General features: G+C 48.6%; 15 protein-coding genes. 8 read left to right on the plus strand and 7 right to left on the minus strand.

Annotated features, from left to right (window positions below; all coding sequences use genetic code 11):
* Position 1: 1 nt before the first annotated feature.
* Both thiL and CWI83_RS09770 read left to right on the plus strand, forming a co-directional pair.
* A complete protein-coding gene (thiL, locus tag CWI83_RS09765) occupies positions 2–994 on the plus strand; it encodes a thiamine-phosphate kinase (protein WP_126828520.1) in 993 nt (330 codons plus the stop codon).
* Complete coding sequence (locus CWI83_RS09770; RefSeq protein WP_126828522.1) at positions 991–1,485, plus strand: phosphatidylglycerophosphatase A family protein; 495 nt, start codon at positions 991–993, stop codon at positions 1,483–1,485. The genes thiL and CWI83_RS09770 overlap by 4 nt, the downstream gene beginning before the upstream one ends.
* Here the strand turns inward: CWI83_RS09770 and dxs are convergent.
* The 3 genes from dxs to xseB are packed head-to-tail and all read right to left on the minus strand — an operon-like array spanning position 1,447 to position 4,463.
* Positions 1,447–3,327: a 1-deoxy-D-xylulose-5-phosphate synthase gene (gene dxs, locus CWI83_RS09775; protein ID WP_126828524.1), complete on the minus strand. Its 1,881-nt coding sequence runs from the start codon at positions 3,325–3,327 to the stop codon at positions 1,447–1,449. The two genes, CWI83_RS09770 and dxs, sit on opposite strands and share 39 nt — an antisense overlap.
* A gap of 3 nt (positions 3,328–3,330) precedes the next feature.
* A complete protein-coding gene (locus tag CWI83_RS09780) occupies positions 3,331–4,218 on the minus strand; it encodes a polyprenyl synthetase family protein (protein WP_126828526.1) in 888 nt (295 codons plus the stop codon).
* Positions 4,215–4,463 (minus strand): exodeoxyribonuclease VII small subunit, encoded by a 249-nt coding sequence (gene xseB / locus CWI83_RS09785; RefSeq protein ID WP_126828528.1) that lies wholly within the window; start codon positions 4,461–4,463, stop codon positions 4,215–4,217. Before xseB ends, CWI83_RS09780 begins: the two co-directional genes overlap by 4 nt.
* Positions 4,464–4,607: 144 nt before the next feature.
* Between xseB and CWI83_RS09790 the strand changes: the two genes are divergently transcribed.
* Positions 4,608–4,967 (plus strand): VanZ family protein, encoded by a 360-nt coding sequence (locus tag CWI83_RS09790; protein ID WP_157980389.1) that lies wholly within the window; start codon positions 4,608–4,610, stop codon positions 4,965–4,967.
* Between the two features lie 2 nt (positions 4,968–4,969).
* On the opposite strand, the gene srmB is transcribed toward CWI83_RS09790, so the two are convergent.
* Positions 4,970–6,175, minus strand: a complete 1,206-nt coding sequence (gene srmB, locus CWI83_RS09795) for an ATP-dependent RNA helicase SrmB (RefSeq protein ID WP_126828532.1) — start codon at positions 6,173–6,175, stop codon at positions 4,970–4,972.
* 29 nt (positions 6,176–6,204) lie between these two features.
* On the opposite strand from srmB, the gene CWI83_RS09800 reads away from it, so the two are divergent.
* Positions 6,205–6,966 (plus strand): tRNA1(Val) (adenine(37)-N6)-methyltransferase, encoded by a 762-nt coding sequence (locus tag CWI83_RS09800; RefSeq protein WP_126828533.1) that lies wholly within the window; start codon positions 6,205–6,207, stop codon positions 6,964–6,966.
* Here CWI83_RS09800 and CWI83_RS09805 read toward each other — a convergent pair.
* Genes CWI83_RS09805 through CWI83_RS09815 form a run of 3 tightly spaced genes read right to left on the minus strand, consistent with a single transcriptional unit; the run spans position 6,960 to position 11,307 of the window.
* Positions 6,960–8,645 carry a dipeptidyl-peptidase 3 family protein gene (locus CWI83_RS09805; RefSeq protein WP_126828535.1) on the minus strand — a complete coding sequence of 562 codons (1,686 nt, stop codon included), beginning with the start codon at positions 8,643–8,645 and terminating at the stop codon, positions 6,960–6,962. The two genes, CWI83_RS09800 and CWI83_RS09805, sit on opposite strands and share 7 nt — an antisense overlap.
* A gap of 9 nt (positions 8,646–8,654) precedes the next feature.
* Positions 8,655–9,545, minus strand: coding sequence for a recombination-associated protein RdgC (gene rdgC, locus CWI83_RS09810; RefSeq protein WP_126828536.1), 891 nt, complete (start codon positions 9,543–9,545; stop codon positions 8,655–8,657).
* Between the two features lie 19 nt (positions 9,546–9,564).
* A complete protein-coding gene (locus CWI83_RS09815; RefSeq protein ID WP_126828538.1) occupies positions 9,565–11,307 on the minus strand; it encodes a sensor histidine kinase in 1,743 nt (580 codons plus the stop codon).
* 180 nt (positions 11,308–11,487) lie between these two features.
* On the opposite strand from CWI83_RS09815, the gene CWI83_RS09820 reads away from it, so the two are divergent.
* The 4 genes from CWI83_RS09820 (at position 11,488) to CWI83_RS09835 (ending at position 17,845) form a co-directional block, all read left to right on the plus strand.
* On the plus strand, positions 11,488–12,960 hold the full coding sequence (locus CWI83_RS09820) for a hypothetical protein (RefSeq protein ID WP_126828540.1): 1,473 nt from the start codon (positions 11,488–11,490) through the stop codon (positions 12,958–12,960).
* Positions 12,961–13,030: 70 nt separating this feature from the next.
* Positions 13,031–15,670 carry a TonB-dependent receptor domain-containing protein gene (locus CWI83_RS09825; protein ID WP_198677287.1) on the plus strand — a complete coding sequence of 880 codons (2,640 nt, stop codon included), beginning with the start codon at positions 13,031–13,033 and terminating at the stop codon, positions 15,668–15,670.
* Positions 15,671–15,767: 97 nt separating this feature from the next.
* On the plus strand, positions 15,768–17,006 hold the full coding sequence (locus CWI83_RS09830) for a mechanosensitive ion channel family protein (RefSeq protein WP_126828543.1): 1,239 nt from the start codon (positions 15,768–15,770) through the stop codon (positions 17,004–17,006).
* Between the two features lie 77 nt (positions 17,007–17,083).
* Entirely contained in the window at positions 17,084–17,845 is a 762-nt protein-coding gene (locus CWI83_RS09835) for a DUF3450 domain-containing protein (protein ID WP_126828544.1), read from the plus strand.
* Positions 17,846–17,850: the final 5 nt, after the last annotated feature.

The raw sequence follows: 17,850 nt of genomic DNA on the forward strand, positions 1-17,850 counted from the left end.
TATGGCCACTGGCGAATTTGAGCTAATCGACAACTATTTTACTCATCGCTTACCCGAGCGCGACGATGTCATCATCGGTATCGGTGATGATGGCGCCGTGCTCGATGTGCCGGCCGGATTTCAACTGGTCGTTGTTACCGATACCCTAGTTGAGAATGTCCACTTTGATCGGCAAACCTCAGCTCGAGCGCTTGGCCACAAAGCGGTCGCTGTTAATCTCAGTGACCTTGCCGCAATGGGGGCTGAACCCACTTGGATTAGCTTGGCGCTGACGTTACCGCACTCAGATGATGAGTGGTTAAATTCTTTCAGCCACGGGCTCCGCGAAATCTGCGACTATTTTAATTGCCAATTAGTCGGTGGCGATACCACCCGCGGACCATTGACTATCACAGTGACGGCTCATGGGGTGGTCCCAAAAGGTAAGGCGATTCAGCGTCGCGGCGCGAAGCCCGGTGATTGGTTGTATGTCAGCCATAGTTTAGGCGATGCGGGTCTGGCACTCGCCAGCCAAAAGCATCAGGTTAATATAAGTTCCGAACACTTCCGCCAAGTCAGCGAGCGTTTGCACTTTCCAACCCCTCGGGTAGCGCTTGGTCAAGCCCTGCGTGATGTTGCTAGCAGTGCGATTGATATCTCCGATGGCTTGCTGGCAGACTTAGGGCATATTCTCCGCGCTTCTCAGGTGGGGGCGGTGATAAGTCTTGAGGAAATACCCTTAAGTTTGGCGATGACCGAGAGTGTGTCGCAAGAGCAGGCGTTGCGCTACGCTTTAACAAGTGGCGATGATTATGAGCTATGTTTCACAGTCTCTGAGGATCAGCGCGGTGTGTTCGACACCAAACTTGCCACACTTGGGTGTAAACCCGTTTGCATTGGGCGAATTACCGGACAAGCAGAAAAAATTGAATTAAAACTTGCCGGTGAACCCTGGCAATTCGAACTACCGCAAACAGGCTACCAACACTTCCGCGAGCCACTCGAGGCATCATGAAAGTGAACTCTGTGCCGGTAACATTGCTCCTTAACCCGATTCATTTCTTGAGTTTAGGGATGGGCTCAGGCTTGCTCCCAAAAGCGCCAGGAACCTGGGGAACACTGCTTGCGATCCCGCTCACTTGGTTACTCGCAGTCAATCTATCGAGCTCCATTTATGGGGTAGTCATGGTCTTTGCTGCGGCTCTTGGAGTATGGTTTTGTGCGCACACAGCAAAGCGACTTGGCGTGCATGATCATCCTGCTATCGTCTGGGATGAAATTTGTGGCTATGGGCTGATTTTTATCTGGGTAGAACCTTCTTTATTGACCGCTTCGATAGGGTTCGCACTGTTCCGTTGGCTAGATATTCAAAAGCCATGGGTGATTGGTTGGTGTGACCGGAAGCTGACCGGTGGCTTAGGGATTATGGCCGACGATCTCGTCGCCGGCCTCGTCGCGGGTGGGGTGTTATTGGGTTTGCAGGAAACTCTCGATTTGTTGCTGTAAGCCGGCGGCATCCAGTTTGAGCTCAGCGCGGATTTCGTCCTGCGTACCATGTTTGATAAATTCATCGGGTAACCCACAACGCAGTACAGGCTTGCTGATGTTATGCTCGGCTAAATACTCCAAGACCGCGCTGCCCGCACCCCCTGCAACCACATTATCTTCAACCGTCACCAAGATATCGTGTTGCGCAGCCAATGCTTCGATGAGTGCACCATCAAGTGGTTTAACGAAGCGCATATCAGCAACCGTCGCATCAAGTGCTTCAGCGCAAGGCATGACATCTGCCAAGCAAGTGCCAAAACTTAATATGGCAATATTCTGCCCGTCTCGAATCATGCGACCTTTACCGATTTCTAGTCGCTGCGGATTTTCATCCATAGTGACGCCAACCCCATTACCACGTGGATACCGGACCGCCACAGGTTGATCCGCTAAGTGTCCGGTATACAACATATTGCGGCATTCATTTTCATCAGCCGGAGCCATCACAACCATATTCGGAATGCAGCGTAAATAGGATAAATCAAACGCGCCTTGATGCGTTGGTCCGTCGGCACCGACAATACCGGCCCGATCAATGGCAAATAAGACGGGTAAATTCTGCAGCGCAACATCGTGAATCAGTTGATCGTAGGCGCGCTGCAAGAAAGTGGAATAGATCGCAACGACCGGATTGTAACCTCCAATTGCCAAACCGGCAGCGAAGGTGACTGCATGTTGCTCAGCAATCGCGACATCAAAGTATTGTTGCGGATAGCGCTGGGAAAACTCAACCATACCTGAGCCTTCGCGCATGGCAGGTGTCACCGCCATCAACTTGTCATCGCGCGCGGCCATTTCACAGAGCCAATCGCCAAAAACTTTGGAGTAGGATGGGGTGGCAGCCTTTTTACTCGGTAATGAGGTGGTGTTCGGATCAAACTTCGGAACCCCGTGATAACCGATGGGGTCTTGCTCTGCAGGAGTATAACCTTTGCCTTTGCGGGTCACCACATGCAGAAATTGAGGGCCACTTAGGTTGCGCATATTGGTTAAGGTTTCAACCAGTAAGTTGACATCGTGGCCATCAATCGGACCAATATAATTGAACCCTAACTCTTCAAAAATAGTCCCCGGAGCAACCATTCCTTTCATATGCTCTTCGGCCCGACTCGCAAGGTTTTGGATGCTTGGGACCCCTTGTAATAAGCGCTTACCGCGTTCACGCAAGGTGGTATAAACCTTGCCTGACATAAGTTTAGCAAGGTGATTATTCAAGGCGCCGACATTCTCGGAAATCGACATGTCGTTATCATTCAGAATGACCAGCATGTTGGGTTTAATATCACCCGCATGATTCAGTGCCTCGAACGCCATCCCAGCAGTCATTGCACCATCGCCGATAATGGCAACAACCTTGCGTGGTTCAGCCTCGTGTTGGGCTGCAATCGCCATTCCTAAAGCCGCGCTAATGGAGGTGCTGCTGTGCCCCACAGAGAGAGTGTCATACTGGCTCTCAGGGCGCCAAGGGAAAGGATGCAAACCGTCTTTTTGGCGAATCGTATGCAACTGGTCTTTACGGCCAGTTAAAATTTTATGCGGGTACGCTTGATGACCCACGTCCCAAACTAACTGGTCGACGGGAGTTTGGTATACATAATGCAACGCAACGGTAAGCTCGACGGTGCCAAGCCCTGAGGCTAAATGGCCACTACTTTGGCTAACCGATCGTAAGAGAAACTCACGGACCTCGGCGCACACTTGTGGCAGTTGGGTGGTCGATAATTTACGCAAGTCCGCTGGGAGGTTAATCCCATCGAGTAAAGGAAATTGCGTACCGCTTAATCGCGTTGATTCTGTCATATCTTAATGCTTCCGGGTCAGCAATACTTCAGCAAAAGCTTCCAAGGTATCGGTATTGTAAGGGATTCTCGCTAGCGCATGAAGTGCTTTATGATGAAGTTGTTCGAGCCTTTGTTGGGCGCCATCAAGCCCAAGCAATCTTACATAAGTCGCTTTGTTTGCTTCAATATCGCTCCCTTGCGGCTTACCTAAGGTGGCCGTTGTTGCCGTAACATCGAGGATATCATCTTGGACCTGAAAGGCTAAACCAAGGTGGGCGGCAAACTCATCAAAGTCAGCGGCCCAATTTTGGGCGTCGTCATTACCGCAAATCACGCCAATATTAACTGCTGCGCGAATCAAAGCTCCGGTTTTATAATTATGTACTTGCTGTAAATCATGCTCAGTGAGGTCATGACCGGTGGCAACCAGGTCCAATGCCTGACCACCGCACATACCGCGATCACCCGTTGCTAAAGCGAGCGTCCGGGTGACTTGCACGATTTGGTTTGGGCTGAGTTTAAGGTGTTCATCTGAAAGCAGTTCGAAGGCCAATGTATGCAGGGCATCGCCGGCTAAAATAGCGGTCGCCTCATCAAATTCGACATGGCAGGTAGGCTGACCTCGACGCAAAGCATCATCATCCATCGCCGGCAAGTCATCATGCACTAAGGAGAATGTATGAATACACTCGAGTGCTGCAGCAACTTGCAATAGGTCGTCCTCATCAGCACCACAGATTTTACCTGTCGCCAAGGTCAGGAACGGCCGAACACGTTTGCCGCCAAGCAGCAAAGCGTGTTTCATCGCCGCATGCAAGCGCATAGAGGGGCCGTGGCGCTGCTCTAAAATCGCGGTTAATTGCTGATTAATACGCGCTTGTGCCGCAGCAAGGTATGAATCAATACTCACTCTAAACCTTCACTTTTACTCATTTCGACGAGTTGCTCAGTGCCATTTTGCTGGAGCAATTGAGTTACTTTTTGCTCCGCTTGTTGCAATTTTTCTTGACTGATTCTGGACAGCTTAATGGCTTGCTCAAACTTTTGTAGGGCTTGCTCTAGCGGTAACTCACCTTGTTCGAGTTCGCTTACGATCGTTTCAAGTTGCTGCATCGCAGCCTCAAAACTCAATTCAGTTTGTTCTGATTTGGACATAGCCACTGACCTTATTTGCCTTTGCTCTAGTTTCAAGTCGGATAATTAGGCTATCATAACCTCTCACTTATCCGGCGCAATGGTATTTTATCGCATAGTGCCAACAGCAGACGCATTGAGGAGTATATGTCGCAGCCACCATCAATGAACATACGGAAATGGTCACAACGCGCGTTTATATTGTTGTTGGTTGGTTTAACGATAGCGTTTGTTGCACAGGTCGATCAAAACCAAGTGCCACGTATTGAACACCTCGATAAACTCGTTCACTTTGGCGCATTTTTCTTGCTTGCCTGGACCTTCCATCAAGGTTTCGCCACACCATGGTGGTTGGCTTTGCTGTGCCTTGGGGCCTATGCTGTGCTGATTGAGTGGATTCAAAGTACGTTGCCCTACCGTTCCGCCAGCTTAGGTGATTTCATTGCCGATGGACTCGGTGTACTGAGCTATTTTCTCGTTGCTTATTGTTGTCAGCAATGGCGACAACGCCGCAGTGCATCCTAAGGTTACTTTTTAGCTTTCTTCTTTTTAGCCTTTTTCTTCGCCTTTTTGACGCTATCAGGGAATTTGTACTGGGGGCGCAAATCGTCGAATACGCGCCGTTCAATCTTGCTATTCTGGTAACGCTGAATCCGTCCCAAAAGCTGCGCATCATGTGCTTCGACGATGCTCACAGCGAGTCCTGTTTTGCCCGCACGACCGGTGCGACCAATCCGATGCAGATAAATATCCGCCTGCTTGGGTAGGTCAAAGTTTACGACTAATTCAATATCTTCGATATCAAGACCTCTGGCAGCAACATCAGTCGCGACTAAGAGGGTGTCTTTAAAATGTTCTGCGCGACCTAAAATGCGTTGCCGCTCGTCTTGTGGCATATCACCGCGGAGCATCAAGGTCTTTAAACCAGCCCGTTGTAATTCTGCGACCACCATGTCGACGCGCTCGCGCGTGCGCACAAAAATTATTTTTCGGCCGTGATGGGTGCTGACTAAACGCAGCAGCAGTTGGACCTTGTGCTGATAGGTGTCGGCTTGATACCAACGCTGCAGGATCTTGCCTTTTTCGCGCTTGGGTGGCTCAACATCAACCTGCTCAGGTTCAGTCAGAATTTGTTGGCTGAACTTGGTGACTCCCGGACTTTGTAACGTTGCACTAAATAACATGCGTTGCTGTAACGCTGGCATTTCGAGCAGTAATTGCTGAACGGTTGGTGCAAAGCCCATATCAAGCATACGATCGGCTTCATCGATGATGAGCCACTCGACCTGCTCGAGTGAGCATTGCTCAGCACCTAATAAGTCGAGTAATCGGCCAGGTGTGGCAACTAAAATATCGGTATTTTCCTCAAGTTGATTGACCTGGCTACCGTAGTTGACGCCACCGGTGATGAGCACAGTGGTTAAATCAGTATTCTCACCGAAAGCCTCGGCCTGTTCTGCGATTTGCTGGGCAAGTTCGCGGGTTGGCGCTAGAATTAATATTCGTGCTTTACCGGTGCCTTTGCGTGGGTAATCGAGCAAATGTTGCAAGGCAGGCAACAAAAAAGCGAGTGTCTTGCCGGTACCTGTCGGCGAGCTGACCAGCATATCGCGACCTTCAAGCGCTGTTGGAATGACCGCTTGCTGGACTTTGGCGGGCTTATTTAGCTCCGCAGCCAAGAGGACTTCAATGAGTTCGGCGTCCAGTTCTAGTTCATCCCAATCTGGTGTCATGCGGCTTTCCTGTGGTAACGAGGCAGTTGATGAGTTTTCAATTTCGAGAATTTTACCTTAAAGACGACAACTGTGCGATGAAAGTTAGCACAGATGCCATTTTATTGGGGAGTTGGGTCGCACTACCGAGTACCGATGCACCTCTGAGGTGTCTCGATCTTGGTACCGGGAGTGGTATTTTGGCATTGATGTTGGCGCAGCGGCAGGCCCAGCAATTGCGCCCGTTTATGATCGATGCGCTAGAGCTTGAGCACACCGCTTATCAAGATGCACAAGAGAATGTCGCTGATTCGGTTTGGGCTGAACATATTCATGTATATCAAACGGATGTGCGGCAATGGCAGGGTGGACCGTATCAGCTGTTAATCAGTAATCCACCTTACTTCAACCAGTCGCTGCGTGCTTCTCACAGCGCTCGAGCTGTGGCGCGACAAGGACAAAATGAAAACATAGAAGCTTGGCTTGATATCGCCCAAGCATGGCTTGAGCCAACCGGGCGCTACAATTTAATGTTACCGCGAGCCTTGATTACGGATGCAAAGATTATGCAGTGGCGGCAATTGGGGTGGTATTTGACGCGTCATTGCCAGGTTCGAAGTCAGCCCAATAAAAGTCCCTATTTGAGCTTGCTAGAGTTAGCGCGGCAGCCTGTCGAGGCATGTGAACAGACAGAGTTAGAAATCTTTGCTAGGGGCGAATCACGAGCATATTCGGCCGCTTTTAAAAAGCTCACGGCCGACTTTTACCTAGCCGGCCGTGAGTGGGATAAGGCTTTAAGCGAGTCTCAGTGACTTAAGCCAAGTACCTGTTTGCCTTGAATAAAAGTAATATCAACTGGGATATCCGCCGCACCGAGTCGGTCAAGGTCAGCTTGAAGTTGCGGGCTAACATTGCCCATTTCTTCAAACAATTCCGTTACTCCCAGATAATCACCGTCCCCTTGTAAGGTTAAAATTTTCTCACTGAGACTGTTCATTGCCGTGCGCATGGCATCCATATTCACAGCATATTGCCCCTGCTCATTGCGAGTGAAGGCTCCGGCCTGCTCAAAATAGTTAAAGCGGATCATATTGGCTTTACCGTGAGCACTTGACGCGCCGAAGCGTACTGAACGGAAAATTCCTGCCAAGAAGGTGGTGTAATAGTCTTCCAGTTGCCCCTCATCGAGCACGCCTTGTTCGAGTAGCTGCGTCACCATATACAAGCCAAGAATATCGGCCTTGCCTTCTTCAAGTGGCGAAGCATGCTCTTTTAGCGCTTCGCGCACCGTGCCATCACCGCTTACCAGGTTCTTAATCCCTAACCCATGCGCAACTTCGTGAAACATGGTATTGGCGAAAAAGGCATCAAAAGTGATGTGCTTGCGTTGCTCGGGCACAATGAGAATGTCTGCTAATGGCACTAAAATCTCATCAAACTTAGCCCGCATTGCATTTTTAAGCTGCGATCTGCGGGTGCCTTTTTCGAGTTGTACTTGTTCATCGTTGGGTAAGTTTACCGCAATGGTTTTGCTGCCAGCGTTAGAATGACCAGCGTAATACAAGACATCATAAGCATTGAGCTGAGCCTCTGAACCAGGCATTTCGGCTTTATATTCTGGCGCAACCGGCAAGCCTCGCTGTAACTCAGGTAAATATTCTGCGTATTTTGCTAAGCGCTCACTCCAGGCCATGTCTTTCAACAAAACGTAGGCTTCAAAGCCTGCGCGATAACCGTACAACTGGTCTTCATAGGTTTCAATTGGACCGATGATGACATCGATAAGGTTGTCTTTCATATCCATCCAAGCGTAATCAGAGGCTTGGTAGTCATTACTCAAAAATGCATCTGCACGCATTTCTAGGTATCGCGCAAAATCCTTATCTTCCGCCAGCGTGGCAGCTTTACGAAGGAGCTTGGCAGCGGCCTCAAGTTCTGTTGCGTAGACTTGGTTGTAGGGCAAACTGACGAGGTCACCGTTTTGGTCGCGTCGTACCAAGCTGTAAAGATCAACCTTTCCAGGAAAATCCGCCTGCTCAAACTCAGCTTTGGTCATATCTGCGGGATAAAAATTTGCGCCCGCTGGTTTGGCGTCGAAACCTTGTAAAAACGGCGTGTCGTTGTTTAGGCGATCCCATGGGCCGTAGTTGATCGCAGCAAACGCTCGAACCTTTGGATCACTAATTCGCTGCAGAAAATCATCCGCATGCGCTCCAAAAGCTTGCTGCCAAAACAGCTTATCCATAATTTCTGCTGCATCGATCAGATGGCTCAGCAATTGCCGTTGGTTTTCTGACAGTGCAGAAAGATCAGCGCTGAGCTCCACCGGTTGATAAATATCAAGACGTGCCTCTGCGCCCTCTACCAACTGTAGAGGTTCCGGCTGAGTTGCTTCAGGGGCAGGGGAACAGGCCGTTAAACTAAGCATAATAGCCGCTGCGACGGCACCTGTCGTCAGTTGCTTAAATTGGGAAGTCGGTAACTTGAACATCTCTCATCCTTACTCAAAAAGTTGATGAAGTGCGGGAAACAATTGAGAAAATTCACCGCTTAATAGCGCAAAATCGGCATCGATTTTATCAGCGTAGCTGGCATCGACCAGTTTGTCTTGGTTTTCTACCAGCAGGTCCGTTGGTTTAAAACGTTTGATCGCAAAGTCATTCTCGAGCACAAACTCTAACTTGTCCGCCCAAATGAGACCGATTTTAGTCGCTTGTTTGCCGTGCTCTAAATGAGTCTTGATTTCTACACCCGCTAAATCGGTTTGCTTGCAGCGCACAATCCCCCCCTCGCTGTCACTATCGCGGAGCTCTAATTCATCGCCAAATTCAAAATCAGCGGCGACTTTGCCGGCTTGTAACCACTCGGTGAAGTATACTTCTGCGGGCTGCTCAGCCAACCAAGGTTTGACCGGTAATGAACCAATTGAACTGCGTAATAAGGCAAGAATATCCTCGGCTCGGCTGGCATTTGCCGCATCGCTCACCACCACCCCTAACGCAGTATTGATTAACAACCAGTAATCACGATACTTGGTGAAGGCCTGCGGTAATAATCGCGCGATAATGTCTTCTTTTAACGATTGCTTCTCTTTCCCAGCGACTTTACGGCCTTGTTCTGCTTCAATCCGCTCAAGATGCTCTTCTAATTCGCTTTGAATGACGGCAGCTGGAAGGACTTTTTCTTCTTTACGGGCGCACATTAGAAGGCTATCACCGATTTTGTGAACAAGAACTTCACTGTCGCGTCCAAACGGAGAGACCCAACCAAAGCTTGCCAGTTCTTGCCGACCACAAGGGGTAAACTGCTGCAGAGTTAAATCATCAGCTAATGTTTCGGGTAGTTTAAATTCGGGGCTAAGCGTATAGACGCGAAGATTGCGGAACCACATAAATATCCTTTAATAAGAGCTATGCTGAGGGGGTAATAAATTCTGCTGGGATAGTGATATCGTAGCGTAAACCTTCACCGGGTTTGCTACTTGGGACAATCTTCCCTGCAAGTTTTTCGGTGACCAAGTTAAACACAACATTCATACCAACGCCAGTACCGCCTTGGCCGGGCTTGCTGGTGTAGTAAAGCGTGAAGAGTTGTTCTAGGCCATTGGCGTCAAGTCCTTTACCATTATCGGCAAAGATGATGTGCAGGCTATTTTGCTGGCGCTCTATACTAAGTTTAATGACGCCACTGCTTTGCCCATCAAATCCATGCAGCACTGCATTATCAATTAAATTGGTCAAAATTTGGGTGTAGGCACCGGCTGGCCCCCGAATAAAGAGCGCCTCAGGGCAACTAAACTGATAACTGATCTTGATCTGTTTATGCCGCGATCGAACCGTGTTCAAAATACTTTCAACGTATGGTTTGAGCTCGAATTCACGGACTGTTTCCGAGCCTTGATCGACCGCAATCTGTTTGAAGCTGGCAATTAGGTCAGAGGCGCGATTCAGGCTTTCCTCGATCATCCGCGCGGCATCGGCACAGACGCTCAGGTAACCTTTTAGCTGAGTTGCGGTCAGCTGCTTGGCCGCCAGAGCCTGTTCAATTTCAGCTGTTTTCTCACCGACTAAACTTGCTGCGGTAATACTGACACTAATCGGATTATTGACCTCATGCGTAATGCCCGGAACCAAGTCACCGAGCGAGGCCATTTTCTCTGAGCCAAGTAATTTCCGTTGTGTTTGTTCCAGCAAGTGAACCGAACTTTGCAAACGCTCATTTGCTTCACGTAGGTCCTGCTCAATTTCTTTACGCTGCTTAATTTCCCGCAACAGCTTTTCCTGACGGGTTTCGAGTTCATCCTTACGCCGTTCAAGGTCAACCAAAACTCGACTTAAACTTGCGGTTTTGCGCGCAACTTGCTCTTGGAGCAAGGCATTTTGACTATCAAGTTGCCGATTCGCCTCGCGATATTTGGCTTCAGAAAGCGTGAGATCGGCCTGATAGTCAGCGAGACTATCGAGTAACTGGTTATAAGCATTTTGCACCATGGAAAATTCGGTATTGGTGCGATCATGGAGTTGTATACGCGATTGCTCTAAGGCATCCAGACGAAAACCACGAATTTGGTTGGTCAGCTCTCGCAATGGTTTACGTAACATCCGATTGAAGGCGAGCGTGAACAGTAAGAGCAGGAAGGTACTCTTCACCAAGGCGTTTGCGAGAATAAAGGCAAGACTTACTTTGAGACGCTCGATAATAACGGTGCGATTGGTAAATAATGAAACATCTCCGACCCGCGTCGACTCACCTGAGAATTCGAAGGCGAGTGGAGAATGATAGCCAAAAATTCCGGCTTGCTCGGGGATTTCGTCGGCATCATTCGTCAGTGACTCGAGTTGTGAGACGCTGGAAACATCGCCGAGTTGCACCACAACTGTGCCTTTATCATCGCGGACTCGCACGCCCGAAATGGAAGGAATTGCGATTAAGCTTTGCGCGAATTCTTCGACTTGATCATAGCGATACTCCCACAGTGAGCGAGCGATAGAGCCACGAAAGCTACTTTGTTGATTGCGCAGCTCTTCTAGCAAAACGGACTTGCTATCATAGTACTCGCCACCGATTTGCACAGCAGTAACGACCACGGTCAACAAAAAGTAGACCGACAGCACTTGAGTCAGCAATGCACGGGAAAGACTTTTAGTGGCCATGAGGTTCCTGTTCGAGATTTATCACAAAGTACTGTATTGACCTATTTTTGACAACCATGGGGCATTGAAAAGGAACAAGGTTGTCATTAACTCTTCACACTCACGTCACGGGACTGTCACATAACCTGCTTAACCTTGGCTCCGTCATTTTAAACTATATGCCCCGTAATGGAGACTGTTATGCAACGCAAAACCCCTCTCGCGCTTAGTGCCGTAGCTCTTGCTTTAGCTTTATCTGGCTGTGGTGGAGATATCAACTTAACCCCGACTTCGATTGACAACTCCGTCGATAACTCAGTGAGCGGTGGTTCTTCAACAACCAATAATTGTGCGTCATATGAAGTATCTGGCACAACTGTTCAAGGCGAGAAAGTTGGTGCAGATTGTATCTACCCTCGTAGTTTCTCGACTCCAGAGAATCCAGTTTTGACTGATATTCGCTTAGTCGAATTGCCAGGCGGGGCTCATATTTTCCCAAATGGTCTCTATATCGGCGAAAATATTGAAGCAACGGCAAGTGTCAATCGTTCAGGTCCTACCTTGACCATTGATGCAGGTGCAGTGCTCGCTTTTGAAGACGGCGACTCGTTTGTCCGTATCGCTCGTGGTGCAGATATCATCGCTGAAGGTAACCGCAACGCTCCGATTATCTTTACTTCAGTACAAGACATCGATGATCAAATCACTAACCCAAATGCTCGTGGTTTGTGGGGTGGTTTAGTCATCAACGGGTTAGGTATCTCGAATAAGTGTGACCAAAACGATTTAGCGAATTGTGTCCTCCAAGGCGAAGGCGGAGCCGGTTTCTACGGTGGTGACGACAACACCGATAGTTCAGGTACTTTACGCTACATCCAGGTGAAATTTGCTGGTTATGAGGTATCGCTCGATAACGAATTGAACGGCATCACCTTCAACACCGTTGGTTCAGGTACCACAGTCGAGTATATCCAAGTTCACAACAACTTAGATGACGGTATTGAATTCTTCGGCGGCGCTGTGAACTTCAAGTATGCCGTTCTTACCGGTAACGATGATGACTCAGTTGATTGGGCTGACGGTTGGCAGGGTAAGGCACAATACATTCTGGTTAAACACGCAGATGACCGTGCTAACCGTGGTATCGAAGCGGATGGTAACAGCGGTAACAATGATGCGCAGCCATACTCAGACCCAATTATTGCAAACTTCACTTCAATTGGTTCATTAACTGCAACCGATGGTTCAGATGAGTCAGAGGGTATCTTGTTACGCCAAGGTACGCGTGGCGCACTCTACAATGTTCTGTTAACGAACCATCGTGGCGAATGTCTCGATCTGAACCAAGCGGCCACAGTGACCAATGCGCAAGCAGGTGACTTGACGATGGAAAACTCGGTCATCGCATGTCAAGAAAACTTTAAAGATGTAACAACCCAAGATTGGTATCAAGGCTTTGCTTCAAATGTCACTCTTGATGACCTTGCCACAGTCATTTCAAGCGGTTACTTCACCGCTGCAACCATCACAGATGCAGGTGGTGCTCCGGTTACCGTTAATCCAAAAACTGACCTAAGCACAGTTGATGCCTTCTTCGATGATGTTGACTTCATCGGTGCGGTCAGCGAATCAGATGACTGGACCAATGGTTGGACTGTTGGTCTGCGCGACTAATTCCTTGGACATATAGAGCACATGGATGTGCAGGACGTTTGAAATTGAATGGCAAGCCAAGGAGCTTCTAATGACCAAGCAGAATTTTTTTAAGCACAGCAAAATCGGTCTCGCGATAAGTTTAGCGCTCGGTAGTTCGGTTGCCCTCGCGCAACAGGCCGCTGACCAGCAAGTTGCTGCGGATGAAGTAATTGAAGAGGTCGTCACCACCGCTACTCGCCTGCAAGGCTCTGCAGCTGCTGTAGTTGAAGAGCGGAAAGCGCAAGCCTTTGTTGCGGATATTCTCGGCGCAGAGCAAATTTCACGGACAGGTGATAGTGATGCCGCTGCAGCGTTACGCCGGGTGACCGGGTTGACCCTTGTCGATGGTAAATTTATTTATGTGCGCGGGTTGGGTGAACGTTATTCGAGTACCCAATTAAATGGTGCGTCGGTACCTTCGCCAGACCCGACTCGAAATGTCATTCCACTTGATATGTTCCCCGCCAGCATCATCGAGAGCATGTCGGTGCAAAAGTCGTACTCGCCAGATATGCCAGCTAATTTCGGTGGCGGTAATGTCGACATTCGAACGGTTTCAATTCCCTCTGAGCAAGTTTTTGATATTTCAATTGGCACAGGTTGGGATTCGAACTTTTCAGATGACGGTTTGACTTATACCGGTGGTGGGGATGATTGGCTCGGTACTGATGACGGCACGCGCTCGCTACCAAATGCAATGCGCGCTGCGTTGGCACGCTATCAAGAGTCGATCAATGTTGCTGATATCGCTAATTTTGATGGCGTTGATGTCGCAACTGCAGCGGCAACTAACCGTGAACTTGCGGCAGCACTAAACACCCAAAACCAAGTCTACAGTACAGGCCTCGAGCCTGACCTCAAAGGCTCTGTCGCTTATGGTGATAGTTATGATCTGAGTGATGACTGGACCTTCGGATTTCTGACGGCTATCGACTACGATAAGAGTTGGTCAAATCATCAGGAGACGGATGTCGTTCTAGGTATCGCCAACGGTGCAGCAACCGTCATTCAGTCTGGTGAAAGTCGCGTCACAGCGCAACAAGTTGAGTTAAGTGGGTTGCTGAATTTCGGCCTTCAATATGGTGATTATCATCGTATTGAAACTTCGACGATATTCCTGCTCAATACTCAAGATCGAGTTGAGCAAGGGGTCGTAGAAACGCCAAATACCATCGCTGATGAGAACTTGAGTTATTTTGATACCGACATCCGCTATGAGTCTCGTGAGCTCTTAACCAAGCAAGTGCGCGGCTCTCACTTCTTTCCTGAATATTGGAATATTGCAGTGGATTGGCAATATGCTGAATCCCGCGCAAACCGGGATGCCCCAGGCGAAGTGTTTTATCGTCAAAACAATGATCGTGACCTTGGCGAAGGGATTGGTAACTTAGCGTTTCAACAAACCCGTACTGCGACGACGTTGCAATTCCAGGAGTTGCAAGATGACGCACAAGACTGGCGCATGGACGTCGAGTTACCGGTCTACCTGAGTGACATGGAAATTTTAGTCAAAGGCGGTGGTCAGGTCTCGAAAAAAGCGCGTTCAAGTTATTCACGGCGCTTCGCGATATCTGCAGAAAGTGTCGATAATGCTGAGCTTGCCAATGTCGGCTACAACGAACTTTTCAGTGATGCCAATATCCTTGATGAAGATTTTGGCTTGCAGTTGTTCGGTGCACCAACGGCACAAGATCCGAACTACTTAGCGGCACAGCAGGTTGAGGCCGGTTACGGTTTAGTCGATATCACCCTCAATCAAGACTGGCGCTTAAGCGGAGGCTTGCGCTGGGAGCAGTATACCCAAGTCGCCGCCCAACTTGATTTGCGCAGTATGAATGTCATCGGTGATGTGACCGAGGCAGGGCGTAAAGAAGACGATATCTACGGTTCGTTAGCACTCACTTACCAGCTTAATGATGAGATGCAGCTGCGGTTCGGTTACGGTAGCACAGTGGTTCGCCCTGATTTACGCGAACTCACTGAAGTTATCTTTGTGGGCCCACTCACCAACTTTAAGGTTCGTGGTAATAGCGCGTTGGCAGTTACCGAGATGGATAACTTTGACGCACGTTGGGAATGGTATTTGCCAGCTGGTGAAAACTACTCAGTCGGTTTGTTCTATAAAGATCTGACCAATCCGATTGAGGCGGTTGAGGCAAAAGGAACCGATTCTGATCGAGTGATCACTTTCTTGAATGGTCAATCAGGCTCGCTGTACGGGGTCGAATTTGAATTTCTGAAAGATTTAACTTCGGTGCGAGATGGCTTGTTCTTTAGTGGTAACTTGACGCTAAGTGATTCTGAAATCAGTATCGCGAATACCGGTAACGTTGAATTGACGAACAACACTCGGCGGATGACCGGTCACTCTCAATATGTAGCGAACCTGCAGCTAGGTTATGACAGTTTAGATGGTGAGCATAGTGCCTCATTAATCTACAACGTTGCGGGCGAGCACATTGCCTTTGCTGGCGTAAAGCAAGGCGAGATAGGGATTGGCGATGCCTTTGAACAACCTTTCCACAGTTTAGACTTTGTCTATACTTGGTATCCAGACTTCAACTCAAAACTGAAATTTAAGGTGCAAAACGTACTCGGTGATGATGTTGACATTGAACAGAATGGACAACTGATTCAAACGCGTACGGTAGGGACCGGATTGAGTTTGGAATATAGCTACAGCTTCTAAGGTTATCCCTTGGTTACCAAGCAAACGGGAGCAGTAGCTCCCGTTTTTTTATCCTGCTAAACTGCCATTATCATAGTTACAGAGATCTGGGGTGTTTATGGAAAGCGTGCAACAACTCCAACAATGGCTTGCGGCACATCCGCAAATGGAAACACTTGCTTATATCGCACTCTTGTTGAGCGGTTCTTGGCTGGCCAATTTTGTCGTTAAGAAAGGGTTACTCCGCGGTGTTTTGAAGATTATGAGCCGCACCCCAGTTGCTCATGATCGGCAGTTAATCGAACGAAATATTATCGCGCGCTTTGCCAATGTCGTACCGGCCTTGGTTATTGGTTACGGTATTGAACATGTGCCAGGCTTGCATGAGTACGTCGCTATTGTCGTCAGTAACGTCACGAAAGCCTTTATCATACTGACCGTTGCACGTGCTATTAGTGGCACTTTAAGCGTTATTAATACCTTCTACGATCGCCAAGAAGATGCCAAAGAGCGCCCGATTAAAGGCTATATTCAAGTCGGTAAAATTGTGATTTATGTGGTTGCGGCAATTCTTGTCGTCGCTGCATTAATTGATAAATCACCGGTCATCCTGCTCTCAGGGTTAGGTGCTATGGCGGCTGTCTTGATGTTAGTCTTCCAAGACACTTTACTGAGCCTTGTCGCAAGCGTACAGATCTCGTCGAATGACATTATTCGGGTCGGCGATTGGGTCGAAATGCCGAACTTAAATGCGGATGGCGATGTGATCGATATTGCACTGCATCAAATCAAAGTTCAAAACTGGGATAAAACCATTACCTTTATCCCGACCAAACGTTTTATTACCGACCCATTCAAAAATTGGCGGGGGATGCAGGAGTCCGGAGGACGACGAATCAAGCGTAGTATTTGGCTTGATCAGCAAAGTATTCACTTTCTAACGGACGAAGAACGTCAGAAGTTGCACCGTTTTCATTTGCTTAAGCCATATTTAACGGCAAAGCAGACAGAGATTGATGAGTGGAACGCACAGCTGCAAGAGGCCGGTAAAGAGCCGGTCAATACGCGTCGTATCACCAATATTGGAACCTTTCGAGCGTATGTGAAAGCTTATTTACAGCATCATCCCCGTATCAATCAACAGATGACTATGCTGGTTCGGCAGTTAAACCCAACTGCTGATGGTTTACCACTTGAGGTTTACTGCTTCACCAATACGGTAGTGTGGGATCAGTATGAATCCATTCAGTCCGATATTTTTGACCATTTGTTTGCGATTCTGCCTGAGTTTGGCTTGCGGGTATTCCAGCACCCAAGCGGGCAAGATATGAAAAGTTTCATATTGCAACAGAACTGACATATAACCATCACTAAGCTGTCATAAAACTGACGTATCTTGCAGCACATTATCCATGTGAACTGCAAGGTATGTTTATGCGATTTGTCCCGCTTTCTATCCTCCTTTGCGGAGTCTTACTGAGTAGCACCAGTGTTGCTCAACAATCTTCCCTAGAGCCCGTTGTTGAAGCCGCTGAGCAGATTAATAGTTCCGCGCGCAGCTCGCAGCTGACCATTGACACGATTGCTGAGACGACTCAAGAGCGACTCCAACAATACAAACAGATCATGCGCCAGATTGACGGCTTGCAGGTTTATACCGAACAGCTCAGTCGGCAAATTCAAAATCAAGAAGCAGAGGCAGATGCACTCAATGCATCAATCGATGAGGTGAGTGTGGTTGAGCGCCAAATCACCCCACTGATGCTACGTATGATTGACTCGCTGGCCAAATTTATCGAGCTAGATGTGCCGTTTTTACCAGAAGAACGGCAGCAACGTGTCAGTCAGCTTCGGGATTTATTAGAGCGGGCTAATGTGGACGTATCTGAGAAGTTCCGGCGGGTGATGGAAGCCTATCAAATTGAGGCCGAATACGGTCGCAATATTGAAGCCTATAACGGCGAAATGCTGATCGATAACGCCTTGCAACAAGTTGAATTCTTACGCGTCGGTCGTTCTGTTTTTCTCTATAAAACCCGTGATGACAGCCGCTTAGCGATTTGGAATCAACAGCAGGGGAGTTGGGAAGAGCTTGGTACTGAGCATTTAATCCATGTCAAAGAAGCCATTCGGATTGCGCGTAAGCAACTGGCTCCTGATTTACTCATGCTTCCTGTGTTCGCGGCTGGAGAGTGATAGTG

This window comes from Pseudidiomarina taiwanensis (assembly GCF_003987435.1).
In the GTDB taxonomy this organism is placed as follows: Bacteria; Pseudomonadota; Gammaproteobacteria; order Enterobacterales; family Alteromonadaceae; genus Pseudidiomarina; species Pseudidiomarina taiwanensis.

Excerpts from the sequence above, each read along its gene's own strand:
- CWI83_RS09790 (WP_157980389.1), top strand. The coding sequence starts at position 4,608 with ATGAACATACGGAAATGGTCACAACGCGCGTTTATATTGTTGTTGGTT.
- rdgC (WP_126828536.1), bottom strand. The coding sequence starts at position 9,545 with ATGTGGTTCCGCAATCTTCGCGTCTATACGCTTAGCCCCGAATTTAAA.
- xseB (WP_126828528.1), bottom strand. The coding sequence starts at position 4,463 with ATGTCCAAATCAGAACAAACTGAATTGAGTTTTGAGGCTGCGATGCAG.
- CWI83_RS09770 (WP_126828522.1), top strand. The coding sequence starts at position 991 with ATGAAAGTGAACTCTGTGCCGGTAACATTGCTCCTTAACCCGATTCAT.
- CWI83_RS09820 (WP_126828540.1), top strand. The coding sequence starts at position 11,488 with ATGCAACGCAAAACCCCTCTCGCGCTTAGTGCCGTAGCTCTTGCTTTA.
- dxs (WP_126828524.1), bottom strand. The coding sequence starts at position 3,327 with ATGACAGAATCAACGCGATTAAGCGGTACGCAATTTCCTTTACTCGAT.
- CWI83_RS09815 (WP_126828538.1), bottom strand. The coding sequence starts at position 11,307 with ATGGCCACTAAAAGTCTTTCCCGTGCATTGCTGACTCAAGTGCTGTCG.
- CWI83_RS09830 (WP_126828543.1), top strand. The coding sequence starts at position 15,768 with ATGGAAAGCGTGCAACAACTCCAACAATGGCTTGCGGCACATCCGCAA.
- CWI83_RS09825 (WP_198677287.1), top strand. The coding sequence starts at position 13,031 with ATGACCAAGCAGAATTTTTTTAAGCACAGCAAAATCGGTCTCGCGATA.
- CWI83_RS09800 (WP_126828533.1), top strand. The coding sequence starts at position 6,205 with ATGAGTTTTCAATTTCGAGAATTTTACCTTAAAGACGACAACTGTGCG.
- CWI83_RS09835 (WP_126828544.1), top strand. The coding sequence starts at position 17,084 with ATGCGATTTGTCCCGCTTTCTATCCTCCTTTGCGGAGTCTTACTGAGT.
- srmB (WP_126828532.1), bottom strand. The coding sequence starts at position 6,175 with ATGACACCAGATTGGGATGAACTAGAACTGGACGCCGAACTCATTGAA.
- CWI83_RS09805 (WP_126828535.1), bottom strand. The coding sequence starts at position 8,645 with ATGTTCAAGTTACCGACTTCCCAATTTAAGCAACTGACGACAGGTGCC.
- thiL (WP_126828520.1), top strand. The coding sequence starts at position 2 with ATGGCCACTGGCGAATTTGAGCTAATCGACAACTATTTTACTCATCGC.